Origin of the sequence: Pseudomonas sp. GOM7 (genome assembly GCF_026723825.1) — a bacterium.
In the GTDB taxonomy this organism is placed as follows: Bacteria; Pseudomonadota; Gammaproteobacteria; order Pseudomonadales; family Pseudomonadaceae; genus Aquipseudomonas.
The window spans coordinates 845,479-865,391 of record NZ_CP113519.1; the positions used below are offsets into that span (position 1 = coordinate 845,479).

The following is a 19,913-nucleotide window of genomic DNA, read 5'->3' on the forward strand; positions in this document are numbered from 1 at the left end:
TGTTGCAGACAAAATCAATATTGGAACCCTCCCAGTTGCAGTATCAATATCGAGGCATGGATAACAACAACCTGATGGGTATTGAAATGAGCCACGCCGCGATCGAGTCGCTCGAAGCGATCATCGTCGACCTGCCGACCATACGCCCGCACAAGCTGGCGATGCACACCATGCAGAACCAGACCCTGGTGATCCTGCGCCTGCGCTGCGCCGACGGCATCGAGGGCATCGGCGAGGCCACCACCATCGGTGGCCTGTCCTATGGCAACGAGAGCCCGGACAGCATCAAGGTCAACCTGGATCGTCACTTCGCGCCGCTCTTGATCGGCCAGGACGCCAGCAACATCAACGCCTGCATGCAGCGCATCGACCGCGTGGTGAAGGGCAACACCTTCGCCCGTTCGGCGGTGGAAACCGCGCTGCTCGACGCCCAGGGCAAGCGCCTTGGCCTGCCGGTCAGCGAGATTCTCGGCGGGCGCGTGCGCGACAGCCTGGAAGTGGCCTGGACCCTGGCCAGCGGCGATACCCGCAAGGACATCAATGAGGCCGAGCAGATGCTCGAAGCCCGTCGCCACCGCATCTTCAAACTGAAGATCGGCGCTGGTGAGGTGAACAAGGACCTGGCCCACGTCATCGCCATCAAGCGCGCCCTGGGTGAACGCGCCAGCGTGCGCGTCGACGTCAACCAGGCCTGGGACGAAGCGGTGGCCCTGCGCGCCTGCCGCATCCTCGGCGACAACGGCATCGACCTGATCGAGCAGCCGATCTCGCGCCACAACCGTGGTGGCCAGGTGCGCCTGAACCAGTCCAGCCCGGCGCCGATCATGGCCGACGAATCCATCGAATGTGTGGAGGACGCCTTCAACCTGGCGCGCGATGGCGCGGCCCCGGTGTTCGCCCTGAAGATCGCCAAGAACGGCGGCCCGCGTGCCGTGCTGCGCACCGCCAGCATCGCCGAGGCGGCCGGTATCGGCCTGTACGGCGGCACCATGCTCGAAGGCAGCGTCGGCACCCTGGCCTCGGCCCATGCCTTCATCACCCTGAACAAGCTGGCCTGGGACACCGAACTGTTCGGCCCGCTGCTGCTGACCGAAGAAATCGTCACCGAGCCGCCGCTGTACCGCGACTTCCAGCTGCACGTGCCGCGCCTGCCGGGTATCGGCCTGACCCTAGACGAGGAGCGTCTCGCGCGCTTCCGTCGTTCCTGACCCTGCCCGAAGGAGGCAAGCCAATATGCTGTTCCACGTGAAGATGACCGTGAAGTTGCCGGTCGACATGGATCCCGCCCAGGCCGCCAAGCTCAAGGCCGACGAGAAAGAACTGGCGCAGCGTCTGCAGCGCGAGGGCAAGTGGCGCCACCTGTGGCGCATCGCCGGTCACTACGCTAACTACAGCGTCTTCGACCTGGCCAGTGTCGAGGAACTGCACGATACCCTCATGCAGTTGCCGCTGTTCCCTTACATGGAGATCGAGGTGAACGGTCTGTGCCGCCACCCGTCGTCGATCCATCAGGACGATCGCTGATCACTCTTGCAGTCGATAACAACAAGATGAGGACATAATCATGGGCATCAAACTGTCGCATACCGAAAGCGTTCAAAAGTTCTTCAAGGAGGTCAGCGGCCTCGACAACGACCAGGGCAGCCCGCGCATGAAGGCGCTGGTGCACCGCATCCTGATGGACAGCATCCGCCTCATCGAGGACATGGAAGTGACCACCGAGGAGTTCTGGAAGGCGGTGGACTACCTCAACCGCATGGGCGCCCGTAGCGAAGCCGGCCTGCTGGTCGCCGGCCTGGGTCTGGAGCATTACCTCGACCTGCTGCTCGACGCTCAGGACGAAGCCGCCGGCCTGCTCGGCGGCACCCCGCGTACCATCGAAGGCCCGCTGTATGTGGCTGGCGCGCCGATGAGCGAAGGCGAGGCGCGGATGGATGACGGTACCGACCCGGGCACGCCGATGTACCTGCATGGCCAGGTCTTCGATGCCGACGGCAAGCCGGTTGCAGGCGCTGTGGTCGACCTGTGGCACGCCAATACCAAGGGCACCTATTCCTACTTCGACTCCAGCCAGAGCGAGTTCAACCTGCGTCGGCGCATCGTCACCGACAGCGAAGGCCGCTACCGTGCGCGCAGCATCGTGCCGTCCGGCTACGGCTGCCCGCCCGACGGCACCACCCAGGAAGTGCTCAACCTGCTCGGTCGTCACGGCAACCGCCCGGCGCACATTCACTTCTTCATCTCCGCGCCCGGCTATCGTCACCTGACCACGCAGATCAACCTGGCCGGCGACGAGTACCTATGGGACGACTTCGCCTATGCCACCCGCGATGGCCTGATCGGCGACGTCAACTTCGTCGAGAGCGAGTCCGCCGCCCGTGACCATGGCTTCCAGGGCAAGCGTTTCGCCGAGGTGAAGTTCGATTTCCAGTTGCAGAAGGCCCCGGCGCCGGACGCCGAACAGCGCAATGCGCGCCCGCGAGCCCTGCAATAAGGCATCGCTTGCGCTGTAGCTTGAGCCGGCCCCTTGGGGCCGGTTTTTTCATGGTTCTTTGCATTCTGGGGGGGGTGACACCGGACTGGCAAGTTTGTGTGAGTGTGCTTTTGTTTTCGGTGTAAAGCTGCTTATCAGCGTTCTGCTGATGTCACCTGTTTCGCCCCCCGGCGACTTTCTTTTGTCAAACGCCACAAAAGAAAGCAAAAAGGCTTGGCCCCGCCATCCGGCCCTGGCTGCGCCGGGGTACGTTCGCTCCATCGCCGCTCCGAGGGTCGGCGTACATGGGCCATCCCTGGCCCATTACGCCTCTCGCCGCGTCCCTGCGGCTCGCCCCTCTGCGCAACGATTCCACTCACCCTCCTGAAGGGGCCATTCGCGCGCCTGAACGAGTATGCACTCCATAGGTTGCTCGGCGTGTTCTAGTAGCGATGAAGTCGCGATTGGGTCGTCGAGTTAAACCAAAACTTTCATTCACGTAGCTTCATTCGCCTGGATAGCTTGCCGGCTTTCAGCCGGCATCCCGGTCAGCCCTAGGGCTGACACATGTACAAGCACTCCGCACTCCCTCTGGGTTACCTCGGGTTCAGGCGCGTGCAGAGCCCGCCCAGGAGGGCGAACGGAATCGTCGTGGAAGAGGTTGAGCGACATGGATGTCGCGAGAGCCGCGATGGGCCATGGATGGCCCACCGCGGCGGGCCTCTGGAACGGCGATGGAGTGAGCGAACCCTGGTGCAGCCAGGGCCGGATGATCGGGCGGAGGGTTTTGGTTACTTTTGCCCTACAAAAGTGACTCGCCCGGGAAGGCGAAACCAAAAACATCAGCAAAAACGCGGCAATCTGGAACAGACACCGAACAACCAGCAAGCCATCACACAAACTTGCCAGTCCGGTATCAAGACCGACTTTCCCAATATTCCGCGAAGCACCTTTTTCATGGCTGCGCCAGGTATGGCGCGTCGTGCGTGAGGCTACCCATTTGCCTGTGGCGTGCTCACGGCCATGCCGGTGAGTCGGGGCGAGGCGAAGGCCTTCGGACGGTTGACCCGCGCGCGAGGGGAGGGCCGGTGTATAGTTAGTTACCTTGCTATCTTTCTTGCGTGTTGCGCACTGCCCCAGGTACTTCATGAGCCTCACCCCGTTATCCGGCGCCAATCATCCACTCAAGGGCATCGGCCTGATGGTGCTGGCGACCTTCCTGTTCGCCAGCCACGATGCCATGTCCAAATACCTGTCGGGTTTCTACCCGATCGTGCTGATCGTCTGGGCGCGCTATCTGGTGCATACCCTGCTGATGGCCGGGATCTTCCTGCCGCAGTCCGGTCTGCGCGTGCTGCGCACCAAACGCCCCGGCTTGCAGGTATTGCGCGCGCTGTGCCTGCTGGGAGTCAGCCTGCTGTTCACCACGGGGCTGATGTTCATTCCGCTGGCCGAGGCGACCTCGGTGATCTTCCTCGCGCCGCTGCTGGTCACGGCGCTGTCGGTGCCATTGCTGGGCGAGCGCGTCAGCCTTGGCCAGTGGGCAGCGGTGCTCATCGGTTTCGTCGGTGTGCTGGTCATCGTCCATCCGGGCGGCAGCCTGTTCACCCCGGCGGTGTTGCTGCCCTTGAGCGCGGCGCTGTGCTTCAGCCTCTACCAGATCCTCACCCGCCGCCTGAGCGAAGTGGACAGCGCCACCACCAGCAACTTCTGCGCCGGGCTGGTCAACACCCTGGTGATGAGCCTGCTGGTGCCCTTCTTCTGGCAGGTGCCCAGCCTCACCCATGGCCTGATGATGCTGGCGCTGGGTGGCTTCGGCATGGGCGCCCATCTGCTGCTGACCCATGCCTTCCGCCATGCGGCCCCCGCATTGCTGGCGCCGTTCGGCTACGTGCAGATCGTCTTTGCCGGGTTGCTGGGCTGGCTGGTGTTCCAGCACACGCCAGACACCACGGCGCTGGTCGGTATCGTCGTCATCTGCCTGAGCGGCCTGGCCGCCGCCTGGCAGAGCCGACGTTGAGGCACAGAGAGGCGCGAAGCTGACCGAGGAGAACATCCGCAAAGGCTAGTCGGAGTGGGCGCCCGAATAGCCTACGGCCATCCAGCAATGGCGTAGCCCGGATGCAATCCGGGATTGCCCTCACGCCCCGTCGCTGACTTGGGCGACGCGGTTGCGGCCGCTGTGCTTGGCGAGATAGAGGCCTTCGTCGGCCTTGATCACCAGGCTCAGCGGTTCGCTGCCCATCGCCGGGCGCAGGGTGGCGAGGCCGATGCTGACGCTGATCGACGAACCCGGCGTGGGCAGGTCATGGGGAATGCCCAGCGCCTCCACGGCGCGGCGGATCTTCTCGGCCTGCAGGCGCGCACCACCGGCTGCGGTGCTGGGCATGATCACGGCGAATTCCTCGCCGCCATAGCGTGCGACCAGGTCGCTCGAGCGTGAACAACTGGCACGCAGGGTGTCACCGACGCGGCGCAACACGTCGTCGCCTTCCACATGGCCGTACTGGTCGTTGTAGGCCTTGAAATAGTCCACGTCGATCATCAGCAGCGACAACTCGTTCTGCTCGCGCATGGCGCGGCTCCATTCGATTTCCAGGTACTCGTCGAAGTAGCGGCGGTTGGCCAGGCCGGTCAGGCCGTCGGACTTGATCAGCCGTTGCAGTACCAGGTTGGTGTCGAGCAGTTGCTGTTGGCTCTCACGCAGCGCCCGGTAGGCTTCGTCGCGCTGCAGCAGGGTGAGGTAGGAGCGCGAGTGATAGCGAATGCGTGCCAGCAGTTCGATCACGTCCGGCAGTTTGACCAGATAGTCGTTGGCGCCCGCGCTGAAGGCGGCGCTCTTGACCTGGGGATCTTCCTTGGTCGACAGCACGATGATCGGTACGTCGCGCAGGCCCGGGGCGGCGCGATACTGGCCGAGCAGTTCGAGGCCGTCGATGCCGGGCATGACCAGATCCTGCAGGATCACCGTCGGCTTGATCTGCTGCGCTACGCTCAGCGCCTGCTGCGGGTCGGAGCAGAAGTGGAAGTCGATGTCGCTCTCCTCGCTCAGTGCCCGTCTCACGGCCTCGCCGATCATGGCCTGATCGTCGACCAGCAGCACCATCATGGGCTGCTCGTGCAGGCCATGTTGCGGGTTGGAATCCCCTATGGGCCGTTGCATTACCTTGTCTCCGCCAATATGTGAATGATGAAGGCGCTCAGCCCAGTCGCTCGACCAGGCGCGCCGCGATCCTGCCCAGTGGCAGGACTTCGACCGCAGCATCCAGCGCCACAGCGGCCTTGGGCATGCCATACACGGCGCTGCTGGCCTGATCCTGGGCGATGGTGTGGAAACCGCGTTCGCGCATCCGTTTCAGACCCTGTGCACCGTCGCGTCCCATGCCCGTCAGGAGCACGCCGATCGCTTCGCCGCGCCAGTGGCTGGCCACGCTCTCGAAGAACACATCGATAGAGGGACGATAGACCTGATCGAGCGGTTCGCGACGATATTCCAGATGCCCCTGCTCGGTCAGATACAGATGATTGTTGGTGCCGGCCAACAAGACGGCGCCGGGTTGCAGGGCTTCGCCGTCTCGGGCCAGGCGTACGGGCATCTGCGACTCGCTGGCCAGCCATTGCGCCATGCCGGCGGCGAACACCTCGTCGACATGCTGAACCAGCACGATGCTGGCCGCGAAATCACTGGGAATCTCCCTGAGCAACTCCACCAGGGACGCCGGGCCACCGGCGGAGGCGCCGATGGCCACCAGGCTCCGGCCACGGTTCTCGTTACCGCTCAGAGGCGACTGTCGGACCGAGCGCGAGGTCTTGTGGCCGATCATCCAGGCGATGTTGTGGATCTTGCGGCGCAGGGTCGCCGCGTCGAGCGTCTGCTGCGGGCCGAGTGACGGCACGGCGACCACGTCCAGGGCGCCGGCGCCCATGGCATCGAACACCTGGGTCATGTTGCGCTCGACATCGGAAGTGACGATGAGGATGGCGCAGGGGGTGTCCTGCATGATCCGACGGGTCGCCTGTACGCCGTCCATGCCGGGCATCAGCATGTCCATCAGTAGCAGGTCGGGCAGATCCTCCTGGCAGCGGAGCACGGCTTCCTCGCCATCGGTGGCCACCCAGATCAACTGGTATTGCGGCTCGGTGGCCAGGGCGCGGCGCAGCGCCTCGACGGCCAGCGGCATGTCATTGGCAATGGCGATCCTCATTCGCGGGCCTCACCGATCAGGGTTTGTACGGCATCGAGCAGCGCTTCGTCATGGAAGCTCGCCTTGGCTAGATAATAGTCGGCACCGGCCTCCAGGCCACGGCGGCGATCCTCTTCGCGATCCTTGTAGGACACCACCATCACCGGCAGCGAGCGCAGGCGCGGATCCTGGCGTACCAGGGTGACCAGCTCGATGCCGTCCATGCGCGGCATGTCGATATCACTGATCAGCAGGTCGAAGTTCCCGGCGCGCAGGGCGTTCCAGCCGTCCATGCCGTCGACGGCCACTTCCACCTGATAGCCGCGGCTGAGCAGCAGCTTGCGCTCCAGCTCGCGCACCGTCAGCGAGTCGTCGACCACCAGCACGCGCTTGGCCTGCGTCTGGCGTGCCTGGCTGCCATGGTCGACCCGCTGCAGATGGCCGGCGCCGAGCAGTTTGCCCACCGAGTTGAGCAGGTCATCGACATCGAGAATCAGCACCGGCGTGCCATCGTGCAGCAAGGCGCCTGCCGCCACGTCGCGCACCTTGCCCAGGCGGGGATCGAGCGGCATCAGCACCAGGGTGTACTCGCCGATGAAGGCCTCCACGGCCAGGCCATGGCAGCGCTCGCGATCACGGATCAGCACGATCGGGATGTTCTCCTGCTCGCCTTGTGCGTCGGGGCGCTGCAGTAATTGGGCGACGGAGATCAGGCCGATGTGTTCGTCCTCCAACCAGAACTGCTGGCGCCCTTCGAGCTGGACGATGGCGCTGCGCGGCAGACGCAGCATGCGTTCGATCTGCGCCAGCGGGAAGGCATAGGCCTCGCCGCCGATGCTCACCACCAGGGCGCGCACCACCGACAGGGTCAGCGGTAGTTCGAGGTGGAACAGGCAGCCCGCCTGTGGGCTGCGTAACAGGCGGACATTGCCGCGCATGCGGCGAATCTCGTGCTGCACCACATCCAGGCCGACGCCACGCCCGGAGACTTCGGTGACCTGCTGGCTGAGGCTGAAGCCGGGCAGGAAGAGGAAGGCCAGCAGTTCTTCCTCGGTCATCTGCGCCACCTGTTCCGCCGAGGCTAACTGGCGGCTGACCACGGCCTGGGCGACGCGGTCGAGGTCGATGCCGGCGCCATCGTCGCTGACCTCCAGCACCAGCATGCCGGCATGGTGGCGTGCACGCAGTTGCACGCAGCCTTCCTCCGCCTTGCCCTTGCGCGTGCGCTCGGCCGGTTGCTCGATGCCATGGTCGACGGCATTGCGCAGCAGGTGGGTCAGTGGCGCTTCCAGGCGTTGCAGCACGTCGCGGTCGACCTGGGTATTCTCGCCTTCGATCTCCAGGCGTACCTGCTTGCCCAGCGAACGGCCGAGATCACGCAGCATGCGCGCCTGGCCGCCGAGGACATCGGCGAACGGGCGCATGCGCGCCGCCAGGGCCAGGTCATAGAGCTGCTGGGTGCGCTGACCGCCATGCCAGACGAAGTCGTCGAACAGCTCCTGATGAGCCTGCAACTGCTGCTGGCATTCGATCAGCAGGTTGCGACTCTCGTTGAACAGGGCCTGGGCGGTGGCATCCAGGGCGCTGCCGAGCAGGTGTTCGCGCAGGGATTCCAGGGTGCGCCGCGCTGCTTCCTGCTGGCGCTTGAGACGCTGCAGGGCTGCGCTCAACGGCTTGGTGCGCTGGAATTCCACCAGCGACTTGCCGGAGAGGTCGATCAGGTGGTCGAAGCGTTCGGCCGATACGCGCAGCACCCGGGCGTTGCGTTCGTCCGCCTGAGTGTCGCTGGATGTCGCGGCAGCGGCAGGATTTGCCGGGGCCTGATCGGCGGTTGCGCTGGGCACGGTCGACGCTATCGGGGCTGGTGCGGGCTGGCCGAACAGCGTGCGCAAGCGCGAGGTCAGGCTGGCCACTTCGGCGTCGAGGGCCTCGTCGGGCTGCGCCTGGCCGATGCGCAGGAGCAGGTCGGAGCCCTGCAGCAAGGCATCGATATGTTCCGGCGACAGGCGTAGCCGGTGTTCCTGTGCGGCCACCAGCATGTCTTCCATGACATGGGCGACCTGAACGCCATTGTCCAGGCCGACGATGCGCGCGGCACCCTTGAGCGAGTGGGCTGCCCGCATGCAGGCCTCGAGCTGCCCGGCATTGATCGGGTCGCGCTCGAGCGTCAGCAGGCCGCTGTCGAACACCTGCTTCTGCGCCTCCGCCTCCAGGCGGAAGAGTTCCAGCAGCGATGCATCCCTCATCTGATCCGGTGTCACGCGAGGCTCCTGATCATGTGCTGCAACAGCGCTTCGTCATCCAGTACGGTGATGCTGCGCGCCTGCCACTGCAGCACTCCGGCGCTGAAGCGACTGATGGCGCGGCTGTCTTCGTGGCGTGGGTTGCTGATGCGTGCCAGCGGCACGCGCTGGGTGCCGCTGACTTCGTCCACGGGGATCACCAGCGGGCCACTTTCGCTGTGCAGAATCAGCATGCGCGGGATCACCCGGCGATTGTCGCTCGGCGCTGCCTGGCTCGGCAGACCGAGCAGGTCGGCCAGCGACAGGCAGGCGACCAGGGTGCCGCGAACGTTGGTTACCCCAAGCAGGCCTTGCTCGTTGCGATGCGGCAGCACGTGGATCGGCGACACCGGCATCACTTCGGCCAGGCGTCGCGTGGCGATGCCCAGCCATTGTTCGCCGAGACGGAAGATCAGCAGCGAGCGCTGCTCGCCGACCTGGGGCGGAGTGTCTTCGGCCTCGTCCTCTGCCGGTGCTTCGTTCTGCAGACTGCCGTAGCGGTCGAGCAGGGCGATGGCGGCGGCGCCGTAGACCTCGCAGTTGCGGCAGTGGATATGATGCGCCAGGAGCGGGCAGCTCTTGTCGCCGAACACGCCGATGCGGTTCCAGCAGTCGTCCACCTGCGTCCGTTCGAGCAGGGTCTCAGTCACGCTTGCCTACCTCCGTGTTCTGCGCACGCCGGTACAGGCGCTGTGCTGCGTTGGTATCACCCTGGGCTTGCAGATGTGCGGCCAGGTGGGTAAGCGCCTCAGGATGTTGCGGATCGAGATAGATGGCCTTGCGGTAGTAGGCGCAGGCCTGCTCACCGTTGCCTTGCACGTCGCTGAGCAGGCCCAGCCAGTAGTAGCCCTCGGCACTGGGGCCCTGTGCCTGCAGATGCCGTTCGCAGCGTTGCCGGGCTTCGTCGCTGCGCCCGGCGTTGGCCAGCGCGGCGACCTCTTGCCAGATGTCCCGCGCCTGGCTGGCAGGTACGACCGGCGCCTGCACTGCCGGGCTGGGGCGCTGGCGCACCGCGACGCTGGGCCGTGGTGCCGGCATCGGCGCCTGGCGCAGCGGCGGCGTGCTGGGGCGCGGCACGGGAGCGGGCGCCGGTCTGGGTGGTGCCACGCGGAAGGCGAAGGTCTGTTGCCGGCCGATGGCCTGCAGGCCGCTCTGGCTGGCCAGGCTGGCTTCGGCCGGGCCGATGAACAGGGTGCCGCCTTCCTGCAATTGGCGCTTGAGCGCTTCCAGCACGCGCACCTGAGTGAGGCGGTCGAAATAGATCAGCAGGTTGCGGCAGAAGATGAAGTCGTAGGGGGCTTCGCCTGCGAACAACGCGGGATCCAGCAGGTTGCCGGTACGCAGGCTGACGCAGTCACGCACCCGAGTATCAAGCAGATAACCATCGGCCTGTTGCTGGAAGTGGCGCTGACGAAATGCCAGTTGCTCGCCACGGAACGAGTTGCGCCCGTACAGGCCGCGGCGCGCCTGTTCCAGTACCTTGTCGCTGACGTCCAGCGCGTCAATATGGAACTGCGCGGGCAGGAGGCCGGCGTCGAGCAGGGTCATGGCGATGGAGTAGGGCTCCTCGCCGCTGGAGCAGGGCAGGCTGATCAGCCGTAGCGGACGACTGCCGGCTAGCTGCACCAGTCGTTCCACGGCCAGGCTGGCCAGCGCGTTGAAGGACTCGGGATAGCGGAAGAACCAGGTTTCCGGCACTACCACGGCCTCGACCAGTGCCTGTTGTTCGCGCGGCGAGCCGCCCAATGTGGTCCAGTAATCTTCCAGCGCGCTCTGTTCGAGCGCCGCCATGCGCTGGCGCACCGCTCGCTCGATCACGCTGCGGCCGATCGACTCGGCGTCCAGGCCGATACGGCTTTTGAGCAGGCGTTCGATGTGCTCGATCATGCCGTCAGTCTCACTCCTGTGCCTGGAACAGCAGGGCGCGCATGGAGCTATCGAGCAGGCCGGCAACCTCGATGCGCTGGATCAGGCCGGCGCCCTTGCCTTGCACGGGGCCGAGATAATCGGGCTGGCCGGCTTCCAGCCCGCTGCTCTGGAACGCTTCTTCCGAGAGGCGCAGGGTGTTGGTCGCCTGCTCGAGAATCAGCCCCAGCACGGCGTCAGCCTCAATCATGGGTGCATCGAAATGCACCAGCACCAGGCGCGTGCTGTTGCGCGCCAGGGCCGGGCGGCCGAGCACGCGACGGCTGAGATCGAGTACCGGGATCATCCGTCCGCGATGCGCGAGCAAGCCGGCGACCCATTCTGGCGCCTCGGGAATCTGCTTGAGGCGGCGCAGCGGCAGCACCTCGACCACCTCGCGGGCGGCGAGCGCATAGCGATCCTCGCCGAGCTGGAACTGCAGGTGCAGTTCGCCGGCCGACGCCTTGCTGGAGGCTTGCATGCTCAGACCTTGAAGCGGCTGACGCCAACGCGCAGGTTGTTGGCCACCTGGTTCAGCTCGTCGATGGCGCTGCCGGCCTGGCGCAGCGAGTCGACGGTCTGGCTGCTCGCTTCGCTCAGTTGCACCAGTGCCTGGTTGATCTGTTCGGCGCCGGTGGACTGCGCCTGCATGCCCTCGTTGACCATCTGGATACGCGGGGCCAGGGCTTGCACCTGCTGGATGATCTGATTGAGCTGGTCGCCCATCTGGGTCATCTCACCGATGCCGCGGCGTACTTCTTCGGAGAACTTGTCCATGCCCATCACGCCGGCCGACACGGCAGACTGGATCTCGCGCACCATCTGCTCGATGTCGTAGGTGGCCACTGCGGTCTGGTCGGCCAGGCGACGCACTTCCACGGCCACCACGGCGAAGCCCTTACCATATTCGCCGGCTTTCTCCGCCTCGATGGCGGCATTCACCGACAGCAGGTTGGTCTGGTCAGCCACCTTGACGATGGTGGTGACCACCTGGGTGATGTTGCCGGCCTTCTCGTTGAGGATCGACAGCTTGCCGTTGACCACGTCGGCGGCACCCATCACCTGATGCATGATCTCTTCCATGCGCGCCAGGCCGAGCTGGCCGGTGCCGGCGAGGATGGAGGTCTGTTCGGCGGTGTCGGACACCTCGCTCATGGTGCGCACCAGGTCGCGTGAGGTGGCGGCGATTTCCCGCGAGGTGGCGCCGATCTCGGTGGTGGTGGCGGCGGTTTCCGTGGCGGTGGCCTGCTGCTGGCGCGAGGTGGCGGCAATCTCGGTGACCGAGGTGGTCATCTGCACGGCCGAACGCTGAGCGTTGCCGACCAGGGTCTTGAGTTCGGCCACCATGCTGTTGAAACCCTGCTCGATGACGTTGAACTCGTCGTGCCGTTGCAGATCCAGTCGTACCGACAGGTCGCCGCTTTCCAGGGTCTTGAGCTTGCTGACGATGAGATTGACCGGCTGAAGAATGGAGCGCAACAGCAGCAGCCCGCTGACCGCTGCAATGATGATGATCAGCAGAATCGAGAGGGGGATGGTGAGTTCCAGCGTATGCACGGCGTTGTTGATCAGCTTGGTGGCCGTGTCGGACTGTTCGCGGTTGATCTTGCTCAGCTGTGACAGATTGAGCTGGCCCTCATCCCACTTGGGGAACACCTTGTTGCCGCCGAACTGGCGAGCGGCGTAGAGATCACCAGTTTCGAGTATGGCGAGCAACTGCGCATGCAGCTTGCGGTATTGCTGGTAATTGCGTTGGAAGGCATCCAGCAGCTTCTGCTCGCCCTCGTTGGTTACCGTGCGCCGGTATTCGCCAAGCAATTGCTCGATGGCATCCTGGTAAGCCGCGCACTGGTCGCGGTAATGCGCAATCAGGGTGTCGTCCTTTTCGTCGAGCAGGCGTAGCTGCAGGCGACGGGTATCGAGCATGTGCCGCGCCCATTGATCCTGCATCTCGTTGACGTAGTAGGCGCCCGGGACGGAGTTGTTGACCATCTGCTCCGTTTCTTTCTTGATCAGCGTGGTACGCAGGTACGCCATCATGGCCATGAGCAGCAGGATGACGATGATCACGGTAAAGCTGGCAATGATGCGATTGCGTAAGGTCAGGTTCTTCATAATTCTCGTTGCCCAGGCTGATCCCTGCGGAAGTCGATTACAGCATAGCGGCAAAGGGCCGCTGGCATGGCGGTGGCTGACTGTGCAGTGCGGCGTGGAAAAAGAAAATAAAAAAGCCGGCTTGTGGCCGGCTTTTCGGAGGTGTCAGGGCTTACTTCTGGTATGCCGCGACTGCCTTGTTGATCAGGCCGCGGGCTTCTTCAGCGCCGCCCCAGCCTTCTACCTTGACCCACTTGCCCTTCTCCAGATCCTTGTAGTTCTCGAAGAAGTGCTTGATCTGCTCGATCAGTAGCGCGGGCAGGTCGGTGTATTCCTGAACGTCCTTGTACAGAACGGTCAGCTTGTCATGCGGTACGGCAACCAGCTTGGCGTCGCCGCCGGCTTCGTCGCTCATGTGCAGCACGCCCACCGGACGGGCGCGAATCACCGAACCCGGTGCGACCGGGTAAGGGGTCACGACCAGCACGTCGAGGGGGTCGCCGTCGTCGGCCAGGGTGTGCGGGATGAAACCGTAGTTGGCCGGGTAGAACATCGGCGTGGCCATGAAGCGGTCGACCATCAGGCAGTCGGTGTCATGGTCGATTTCGTATTTGATCGGCGCGTGGTTAGCCGGGATTTCGATGGCAACGTAGATGTCGTTCGGCAGGTCTTTGCCAGCCGGGATCTTGCTGTAGCTCATGGGGGAACTCCCAGGGAGGGCCAAAAAGTGGGGCGTATTATAGGCGGATTCGCATGACGTTACTACGTTAGCCTACTCAGCAATTGGTCGCGGTTTCGACCGATTTGTAGTCGGGGTGTTCCGCCTGTAGGCGCTGTAATCGCGCCAGGCTGTCCTGACGATAGAAAAGCGCCAGTTGCCGGTAAACCTCGGGGAAAGCATGCGCCAGCAGATCCGGTGCGCTGAAGAAGTATTCGCTGGTCACGGCGAAGAACTCCGCCGGGTCTTCGGCCGCGTACGGGTCGATGGCGGTTTCGGCCTCGGGGTTGGCGTCCAGCTCGGCGTTCAGTGCGTCATAGGCGCTCTGCATGGCATGCGCCCAGTCCTGCACGCGCATGTCGCGGTGCAGCGGCGGCAGGCCGTTGGCGCCGCCTTCGAGCATGTCCAGCTTGTGCGCCAGCTCGTGGATTACCAGGTTGTAACCCTCCCAGCCGCCGCTGGCCTCGACGCCGGGCCAGGCGAGGATCACCGGGCCTTGCTGCCAGGCTTCGCCGCTGCGCGCGTCGTCCCATTCATGCTCGATGCCGGCGGCGTCGCGGTGGCGTTGCGGGCTGAGGAAGTCGTCGGGATAGAGGACGATCTCGTGAAAACCGCGATACCAGTCCAGTTCCTCCAGATTCAGCAGCGGCAACTGCGCTTGCGTGGCCAGCAGCAGATGCTCGATCGGGCCGAGTTTGAGGCCGGGTAGGGCGGTCAGATGCTTGTCGTGCAGGAACAATACGGCGCGCTCGCGCAGACGCTGCAGCTCCTGCTCATCGAGGCCATCGAGAATCGGCAGGCGCTGGCGCACTGCGGCCCAGTGTTCGGGATCGACCGGGTTGCGTTCGAGGGTGCGACTACGGCGCCAGGCCTTGAGTGACCACATGGAGAGAGCTTCGTGGTGGAAAACTGGTGATAAAACGCTGGCCTATCAGTCTTCGTTGATGGGCAGCACGTAGTTCTTGAACTGCTCATCCTCGTGGAAACCGATGGACTCGTAGACCTTCTGTGCCACCTCGTTGTCACGGCTGGTGGCCACGCGCATGCGCACGGCGTTGGTTTCCTTGGCCATCTGCTTGGCGGTGTGCAGCAGACGGTCGGCCACCAGTTGGCGGCGCGCGTCTTCGGCCACGTAGATGTCGTTGAGAATCCACACGCGCTTGAGCGACAGCGAGGAGTAGCTGGGGTAGAGCTGGCAGAAGCCGAGCAGTTTGTCTTCATCGTCGGCCAGGGCCAGGTAGATCACCGATTCCTTGCGGCGCAGGCGCTTCTCGAGGAATTTGCGCGAGGACTCCGGGAACGGCAGTTCGTTATAGAACTCGCGGTATTTGACGAACAGCGGGGTCAACAGATCCAGGTGCTCCAGGGTGGCTTGGACGATGCGCATGGCGGGCCTCGACTTCTTCTGTGGTGGGCTGGAGTTGTTGTACGACAGACCAGCCGATGCTGCCTCAAAGCCAGTTGAAAGCGCAATCCAAGCAAGCGTTTGATTTTATGCGCAGGGGGGCAGAACGTCTGGGCTATGGGGCTAAGAGGATTCCAGGTCGGTGGGCTCAGGTAGCGGGAAGTTGCAACTGCAGGCCGAGGCGGCTGCCTTCGTTGAGGATGTGCTGGCGCATCGCGCGGCTGGCCTGCTCGCTGTCGCGGCGGCGAATGGCGCGCAGGATGGTCTCGTGTTCGTCGAGAATCTGCTCGGCGTGTTCGGGTTCGCGTAACGCCGGGCCTTCGCTCTGCTCCAGCGCCCCTGCAGTCTGTCGGGATACGCTGAGGAAGATCGGGTTGGAGGTGATGGTCACCAGCTTGCGATGGAAGGCCGTGTAGGCGCTCGCCAGGGCCTGTGGGTTGCGATCCTCGACGGCCTCGCGCATGTCCATGGCCAGCAGCCGCAACTGGCTCAGGGCATTGTCGTCCACCGATTGTGCCACCAGGCCGGCGATGAAGGGTTCCAGGGCGTAGCGCAGTTGCAGCACGTTCTCCAGGGTAGCCGCGCGGGCTGTGGCCTGAGCTGCCGTAACATCGACGGGCTGCGGTGCGTCGAGCACCAGCACGCCCTTGCCGGGCAGGGAGCGCAGCACGCCGAGGGTTTCCAGCACGGTGATGGCTTCGCGCAGGCTCGGCCGGCTGATCTGCAGTTGCTCAGCCAGCTCGCGCTGCCCGGGCAGCATCTGGCCGGCGGCCCACTGCCCGCGTTCTATGGGCTCGAGCAGCTTCTGCACGATCGAGTTGAGCCGTTTGGATGACGCGAACATTGAGCCTTCCCTCCCTGTTGGAGCCTTGATGCCGTGCTCAGGCATCCGTTCTGCCGGAGCGTGCCAGCGGTGTGTGCGACGCGTCGCTGCTGGCCTGGGCCGGGTTGGCGATGCACTGCTGGGCATGTTCGAGATCCATGTCGTTCTCCCAGCGGGCGATGGCTACGGTGGCGACACAGTTGCCGGTGAGATTGGTCAGCGCCCGGCCGATGCCCATGAACCAGTCCACCGAGAGTACCAGCACCAGCCCGGCGGCAGGGATGGCTGGTACAGCGCTGAGGGTGGCGGCGAGGATCACCAGCGCCGAGCCGGGAATGCCATGGGCGCCCTTGGAGGTGACCAGCGACACCAGCAGGATGGTCAGCAGGTCGCCCGCCGAGAGCGGGGTGCCGGTGGCATGGGCGATGAACACCACGGCCAGGGTGAGGTAGATGGAAAAGCCGTCCAGGTTGAAGGAATAGCCGGTGGGAATCACCAGGCCGACGGTGGAGCTGCGAATGCCGAGGCGTTCCAGCTTGCGCATCACCTGTGGCAGCACCGCGTCGGAGGAGGCCGTGCCGAAGACGATCACCAGCTCCTCACGGAAGTAACGCAAGAACGGCAGCAACGGCAAGCCGCACAGGCGCAGGACACTGCCCAGGATCAGCACCACGAAGAGGATGCAGGTGAGGTAGAACACGGCCACCAGCGCGCCCAGGTGGCTCAGGGATTCGAGGCCGTAGCGGCTGGTGGTGAAGGCCACCGCGCCGAATACGCCGATGGGCGCCAGGCGTACGATCATGCCCATGATGCGGAAGATCACGTGGCTGACCTCGCCGATCAGCTTCGACAGCCCAGCCGCCTGCTCGCCCACCAGATTCAGGGCGCTGCCGAACAGCACGGCGAACAGCAGCACCTGGAGGATGTTGTTCTCGGCGAAGGCGCTGAATACCGAGGTGGGAATCAGGCCGAGGATGAACTCCACCGGGCCGTGCAGATGCGCCCCTGAACTCAGCGTCGCTGCATCCTTGCCGGAGAGACCGGCCAGGTCGATGTTGGCGCCGGAGCCAAGCCCCAGGCCATAGGCCACGGCCAGGCCGATAACCAGGGCGACCGTGGTCAGCACCTCGAAGTAGATCACCGATTTCAGGCCGATACGCCCCACCTTTTTCAGATCGCCCGCACCGGAGATGCCGTTGACCACGACGCAGAAGACGATCAGCGCAATGAGCATCTTGATCAGCTTGATGAAGCCGTCACCGAGCGGCTTGAGCTGTGAGGACAGGTCTGGAAGCGCGACCCCGACGAGAATGCCGAGCAGCAGGCCGATGATGACCTGCAGGAATATCGAGCGGGAGCAGAGCTTGAGCAGCATGCGGGAGTCTCCGTGCGGTCGCGCTCGCCGTGCACGTGAAAGGCATCGTCGCGAGCGCTGTTCATTGTTGTGGTATTACCGGTCAGACCAGTCGAGACTATGACCAATGCCGGATTCTTGGCAAGGGCCTTTCGTCCAGCCTGGCGTTGTCAGAATCCGTTGCTAGGGCGCGACCTTTTCTCCGTTCATCGGTCAAAGGGCGACAGCGGCGGTCATGGGGCCGGTTTGGCTGCTGTGCTAATCTGCGACGAGTTTTCCGGGCTGAAACGGCCCGTCCCAGAGGTCATCCATGCATATCCACATTCTCGGCATCTGCGGCACCTTCATGGGCTCGCTGGCCGTTCTGGCCAAGGAACTTGGCCACCGCGTCACCGGCTCCGATGCCAATGTCTACCCGCCCATGAGCACCCAGCTCGAAGCTCAGGGCATCGAGTTGATGCAGGGTTACGACCCGGCGCACCTGCAGCCGGCGCCCGACCTGGTGGTAGTGGGCAACGCCATGAGCCGGGGTAATCCGGCGGTCGAATACGTCCTGAACAAGGGCCTGCCCTATGTGTCCGGCCCACAGTGGCTGGCCGATCACGTGTTGCAGGGGCGCTGGGTACTGGCGGTGGCCGGCACTCATGGCAAGACCAGCAGCTCGAGCATGCTGGCCTGGGTGCTGGAGCATGCCGGTATGGCGCCGGGCTTTCTGATCGGTGGTGTACCGCAGAACTTCGGTATTTCCGCGCGCCTGGGCGACACACCGTTCTTCGTGGTCGAGGCCGACGAGTACGACAGCGCCTTCTTCGACAAGCGCAGCAAGTTCGTGCATTACCGCCCGCGCACCGCGATCCTCAACAATCTGGAATTCGACCACGCGGACATCTTCCCGGATCTGGCGGCCATCGAGCGGCAGTTCCACCACTTGGTACGCATCATTCCCAGCGAGGGCCTGGTCATCCATCCGGCCAGCGAAGCCGCGCTGGCGCGGGTGATCGAGATGGGCTGCTGGACGCCGGTGCAGACCACCGGCGAGGGCGGCCAGTGGCAGGCGCGCCTGCTCAGTGCTGACGGCTCGCGCTTCGAGGTGAGCTTCGACGGCAAGGTGGAAGGCACCGTTGAATGGAACCTCACCGGTCAGCACAACGTCGCCAATGCCCTGGCCGTGCTCGCCGCGGCGCGCCACGTCGGCGTGGTGCCGGCGTTGGGCGTCGAGGCGCTGGGCCAGTTCATCAACGCCAAGCGACGCATGGAAAAGGTCGCCGAAGTGAATGGCGTGACCGTCTTCGACGACTTCGCCCATCACCCCACCGCCATCGCTACCACCCTGGATGGTCTGCGCAAGCGTGTCGGTGACGACACTCAGGTGATTGCGGTGATCGAGCCGCGCTCCAATTCCATGAAGCTCGGCGCCCACCGCGACGGATTGGCCGAATCCGCCGAGCAGGCCGATGCGGTGTTCTGGTATGCACCGCCGAATCTGGGCTGGGATCTGGCCGCGACAGTGGCCCAGGCGCGCAACCCGACGCGGGTATGCGACTCGCTGGAGTCGATCATCGACGGCGTGAAAGCCCTGGCGCGCCCCGGCACCCAGGTGGTGATCATGAGCAACGGCGGCTTTGGCGGTCTGCACGGCAAGCTGGCAGCAGCTCTGGAGGGATGAATGTCTGGTCCTGAACGCATCACTCTGGCCATGACCGGCGCCTCTGGCGCGCAATACGGCCTGCGCCTGCTCGACTGCCTGGTGCAGGAAGATCGCGAAGTGCACTTCCTGATCTCCAGGGCCGCGCAACTGGTCATGGCCACCGAAACCGACGTGGCGCTACCGGCCAAGCCGCAGGCCATGGCGCAGTTTCTCACCGAGTACACTGGCGCGGCGCCCGGGCAGGTGCGCGTCTACGGCAAGGAAGACTGGATGGCGCCAGCGGCCTCCGGCTCCGGTGCACCGACTGCCATGGTGGTGGTGCCCTGCAGCACTGGTACCTTGTCCGCCATCGCCACCGGCGCCTGCAACAACCTGATCGAACGTGCCGCCGACGTGGCGCTCAAGGAGCGTCGTCAGCTGATCCTGGTGCCACGCGAGGCGCCATATTCGAGCATCCATCTGGAGAACATGCTCAAACTGTCGAACCTTGGCGTGACCATCCTGCCGGCGTCGCCCGGTTTCTATCATCAGCCGCAGACGCTGGATGATCTGGTGGATTTCGTCGTCGCGCGCATCCTCAATTGCCTGGGCATCCCCCAGGACATGCTGCCGCGCTGGGGCGAGCATCACATGGTGTCGGATGACTAGCCGGCTGCTCGTCTGTGGTCTGACGTTGCTGAGCCTTACCGGCTGCGCAACCGTTCGCACTCTCGATGCGGCCAAGCCGGGCGCACCGGTGGTCTACGCCGGCACGCGGCTGGACTGGTATGCGATCAAGGGTGGCTGTTGCCCGCTGGATCGTTTCGGTGCCGAGGCGCCGCGATATGCCGGGCTGGATCTGCCGGCCAGTGCACTGCTCGATACCCTGTTGTTGCCTTTCTCGCTGGCCACTGCCCTGGGGGTGAACCTGGGCGTCAGCGGCGGGCTGTAGGATAAGGCTTGAGGTGGCCATGACGCCGTAGGGTGCGCTGTGCGCACCGGTTTCTGCTGCGGTGTGTTGCCTGGCGTGAATCCGCAACGCCTCGGT

Annotated in this window: 19 protein-coding genes; 7 read left to right on the plus strand and 12 right to left on the minus strand. The window is 64.5% G+C overall.

Annotated elements, in window-relative coordinates; all coding sequences use genetic code 11:
• Positions 1-86: 86 nt before the first annotated feature.
• From OU800_RS03820 to OU800_RS03835, 4 genes are all read left to right on the plus strand, one after another.
• Positions 87-1,208, plus strand: coding sequence for a muconate cycloisomerase family protein (locus OU800_RS03820; RefSeq protein ID WP_268184176.1), 1,122 nt, complete (start codon positions 87-89; stop codon positions 1,206-1,208).
• A 25-nt stretch (positions 1,209-1,233) separates the two neighbouring features.
• Complete coding sequence (gene catC, locus OU800_RS03825) at positions 1,234-1,524, plus strand: muconolactone Delta-isomerase (RefSeq protein ID WP_037000634.1); 291 nt, start codon at positions 1,234-1,236, stop codon at positions 1,522-1,524.
• 40 nt (positions 1,525-1,564) lie between these two features.
• Positions 1,565-2,494 carry a catechol 1,2-dioxygenase gene (gene catA / locus OU800_RS03830; protein WP_268181300.1) on the plus strand — a complete coding sequence of 310 codons (930 nt, stop codon included), beginning with the start codon at positions 1,565-1,567 and terminating at the stop codon, positions 2,492-2,494.
• 1,126 nt (positions 2,495-3,620) lie between these two features.
• Entirely contained in the window at positions 3,621-4,493 is an 873-nt protein-coding gene (locus tag OU800_RS03835; RefSeq protein ID WP_268181301.1) for a DMT family transporter, read from the plus strand.
• A gap of 120 nt (positions 4,494-4,613) precedes the next feature.
• On the opposite strand, the gene OU800_RS03840 is transcribed toward OU800_RS03835, so the two are convergent.
• From OU800_RS03840 to OU800_RS03895, 12 genes are all read right to left on the minus strand, one after another.
• On the minus strand, positions 4,614-5,636 hold the full coding sequence (locus tag OU800_RS03840; RefSeq protein ID WP_268181303.1) for a response regulator: 1,023 nt from the start codon (positions 5,634-5,636) through the stop codon (positions 4,614-4,616).
• A 37-nt stretch (positions 5,637-5,673) separates the two neighbouring features.
• On the minus strand, positions 5,674-6,678 hold the full coding sequence (locus OU800_RS03845) for a chemotaxis response regulator protein-glutamate methylesterase (RefSeq protein ID WP_268181305.1): 1,005 nt from the start codon (positions 6,676-6,678) through the stop codon (positions 5,674-5,676).
• Positions 6,675-8,918: a hybrid sensor histidine kinase/response regulator gene (locus tag OU800_RS03850; protein WP_268181307.1), complete on the minus strand. Its 2,244-nt coding sequence runs from the start codon at positions 8,916-8,918 to the stop codon at positions 6,675-6,677. Before OU800_RS03850 ends, OU800_RS03845 begins: the two co-directional genes overlap by 4 nt.
• On the minus strand, positions 8,915-9,589 hold the full coding sequence (locus OU800_RS03855; RefSeq protein ID WP_268181309.1) for a chemotaxis protein CheW: 675 nt from the start codon (positions 9,587-9,589) through the stop codon (positions 8,915-8,917). The genes OU800_RS03850 and OU800_RS03855 overlap by 4 nt, the downstream gene beginning before the upstream one ends.
• Positions 9,582-10,826 (minus strand): CheR family methyltransferase, encoded by a 1,245-nt coding sequence (locus OU800_RS03860; protein ID WP_268181311.1) that lies wholly within the window; start codon positions 10,824-10,826, stop codon positions 9,582-9,584. The genes OU800_RS03855 and OU800_RS03860 overlap by 8 nt, the downstream gene beginning before the upstream one ends.
• Before the next feature lie 10 nt (positions 10,827-10,836).
• Positions 10,837-11,325, minus strand: a complete 489-nt coding sequence (locus OU800_RS03865) for a chemotaxis protein CheW (RefSeq protein ID WP_268181313.1) — start codon at positions 11,323-11,325, stop codon at positions 10,837-10,839.
• A gap of 2 nt (positions 11,326-11,327) precedes the next feature.
• Positions 11,328-12,959, minus strand: coding sequence for a methyl-accepting chemotaxis protein (locus OU800_RS03870; protein ID WP_268181315.1), 1,632 nt, complete (start codon positions 12,957-12,959; stop codon positions 11,328-11,330).
• 151 nt (positions 12,960-13,110) lie between these two features.
• Complete coding sequence (ppa, locus tag OU800_RS03875) at positions 13,111-13,638, minus strand: inorganic diphosphatase (protein WP_013717208.1); 528 nt, start codon at positions 13,636-13,638, stop codon at positions 13,111-13,113.
• Positions 13,639-13,714: 76 nt separating this feature from the next.
• Positions 13,715-14,542 (minus strand): zinc-dependent peptidase, encoded by an 828-nt coding sequence (locus OU800_RS03880; protein WP_268181318.1) that lies wholly within the window; start codon positions 14,540-14,542, stop codon positions 13,715-13,717.
• Positions 14,543-14,587: 45 nt separating this feature from the next.
• Positions 14,588-15,043 carry a GNAT family N-acetyltransferase gene (locus tag OU800_RS03885; protein ID WP_268181320.1) on the minus strand — a complete coding sequence of 152 codons (456 nt, stop codon included), beginning with the start codon at positions 15,041-15,043 and terminating at the stop codon, positions 14,588-14,590.
• A gap of 166 nt (positions 15,044-15,209) precedes the next feature.
• Positions 15,210-15,905 carry a FadR/GntR family transcriptional regulator gene (locus OU800_RS03890; protein WP_268181322.1) on the minus strand — a complete coding sequence of 232 codons (696 nt, stop codon included), beginning with the start codon at positions 15,903-15,905 and terminating at the stop codon, positions 15,210-15,212.
• Between the two features lie 37 nt (positions 15,906-15,942).
• A complete protein-coding gene (locus OU800_RS03895) occupies positions 15,943-17,259 on the minus strand; it encodes a C4-dicarboxylate transporter DctA (protein ID WP_268181325.1) in 1,317 nt (438 codons plus the stop codon).
• A gap of 289 nt (positions 17,260-17,548) precedes the next feature.
• On the opposite strand from OU800_RS03895, the gene mpl reads away from it, so the two are divergent.
• The 3 genes from mpl to OU800_RS03910 are packed head-to-tail and all read left to right on the plus strand — an operon-like array spanning position 17,549 to position 19,817.
• Positions 17,549-18,904: a UDP-N-acetylmuramate:L-alanyl-gamma-D-glutamyl-meso-diaminopimelate ligase gene (mpl, locus tag OU800_RS03900; RefSeq protein WP_268181327.1), complete on the plus strand. Its 1,356-nt coding sequence runs from the start codon at positions 17,549-17,551 to the stop codon at positions 18,902-18,904.
• Positions 18,905-19,534, plus strand: a complete 630-nt coding sequence (gene ubiX, locus OU800_RS03905) for a flavin prenyltransferase UbiX (RefSeq protein ID WP_268181329.1) — start codon at positions 18,905-18,907, stop codon at positions 19,532-19,534.
• Positions 19,527-19,817 (plus strand): YceK/YidQ family lipoprotein, encoded by a 291-nt coding sequence (locus tag OU800_RS03910; protein ID WP_268181331.1) that lies wholly within the window; start codon positions 19,527-19,529, stop codon positions 19,815-19,817. The genes ubiX and OU800_RS03910 overlap by 8 nt, the downstream gene beginning before the upstream one ends.
• Positions 19,818-19,913: the final 96 nt, after the last annotated feature.

Coding starts and splice junctions, on each gene's coding strand:
- OU800_RS03890 (WP_268181322.1), bottom strand. CDS start 15,905: ATGTTCGCGTCATCCAAACGGCTCAACTCGATCGTGCAGAAGCTGCTC.
- OU800_RS03835 (WP_268181301.1), top strand. CDS start 3,621: ATGAGCCTCACCCCGTTATCCGGCGCCAATCATCCACTCAAGGGCATC.
- catC (WP_037000634.1), top strand. CDS start 1,234: ATGCTGTTCCACGTGAAGATGACCGTGAAGTTGCCGGTCGACATGGAT.
- mpl (WP_268181327.1), top strand. CDS start 17,549: ATGCATATCCACATTCTCGGCATCTGCGGCACCTTCATGGGCTCGCTG.
- OU800_RS03820 (WP_268184176.1), top strand. CDS start 87: ATGAGCCACGCCGCGATCGAGTCGCTCGAAGCGATCATCGTCGACCTG.
- ubiX (WP_268181329.1), top strand. CDS start 18,905: ATGTCTGGTCCTGAACGCATCACTCTGGCCATGACCGGCGCCTCTGGC.
- OU800_RS03860 (WP_268181311.1), bottom strand. CDS start 10,826: ATGATCGAGCACATCGAACGCCTGCTCAAAAGCCGTATCGGCCTGGAC.
- OU800_RS03865 (WP_268181313.1), bottom strand. CDS start 11,325: ATGCAAGCCTCCAGCAAGGCGTCGGCCGGCGAACTGCACCTGCAGTTC.
- OU800_RS03885 (WP_268181320.1), bottom strand. CDS start 15,043: ATGCGCATCGTCCAAGCCACCCTGGAGCACCTGGATCTGTTGACCCCG.
- OU800_RS03895 (WP_268181325.1), bottom strand. CDS start 17,259: ATGCTGCTCAAGCTCTGCTCCCGCTCGATATTCCTGCAGGTCATCATC.
- OU800_RS03870 (WP_268181315.1), bottom strand. CDS start 12,959: ATGAAGAACCTGACCTTACGCAATCGCATCATTGCCAGCTTTACCGTG.
- OU800_RS03840 (WP_268181303.1), bottom strand. CDS start 5,636: ATGCAACGGCCCATAGGGGATTCCAACCCGCAACATGGCCTGCACGAG.
- OU800_RS03845 (WP_268181305.1), bottom strand. CDS start 6,678: ATGAGGATCGCCATTGCCAATGACATGCCGCTGGCCGTCGAGGCGCTG.
- OU800_RS03910 (WP_268181331.1), top strand. CDS start 19,527: ATGACTAGCCGGCTGCTCGTCTGTGGTCTGACGTTGCTGAGCCTTACC.
- ppa (WP_013717208.1), bottom strand. CDS start 13,638: ATGAGCTACAGCAAGATCCCGGCTGGCAAAGACCTGCCGAACGACATC.
- OU800_RS03880 (WP_268181318.1), bottom strand. CDS start 14,542: ATGTGGTCACTCAAGGCCTGGCGCCGTAGTCGCACCCTCGAACGCAAC.
- catA (WP_268181300.1), top strand. CDS start 1,565: ATGGGCATCAAACTGTCGCATACCGAAAGCGTTCAAAAGTTCTTCAAG.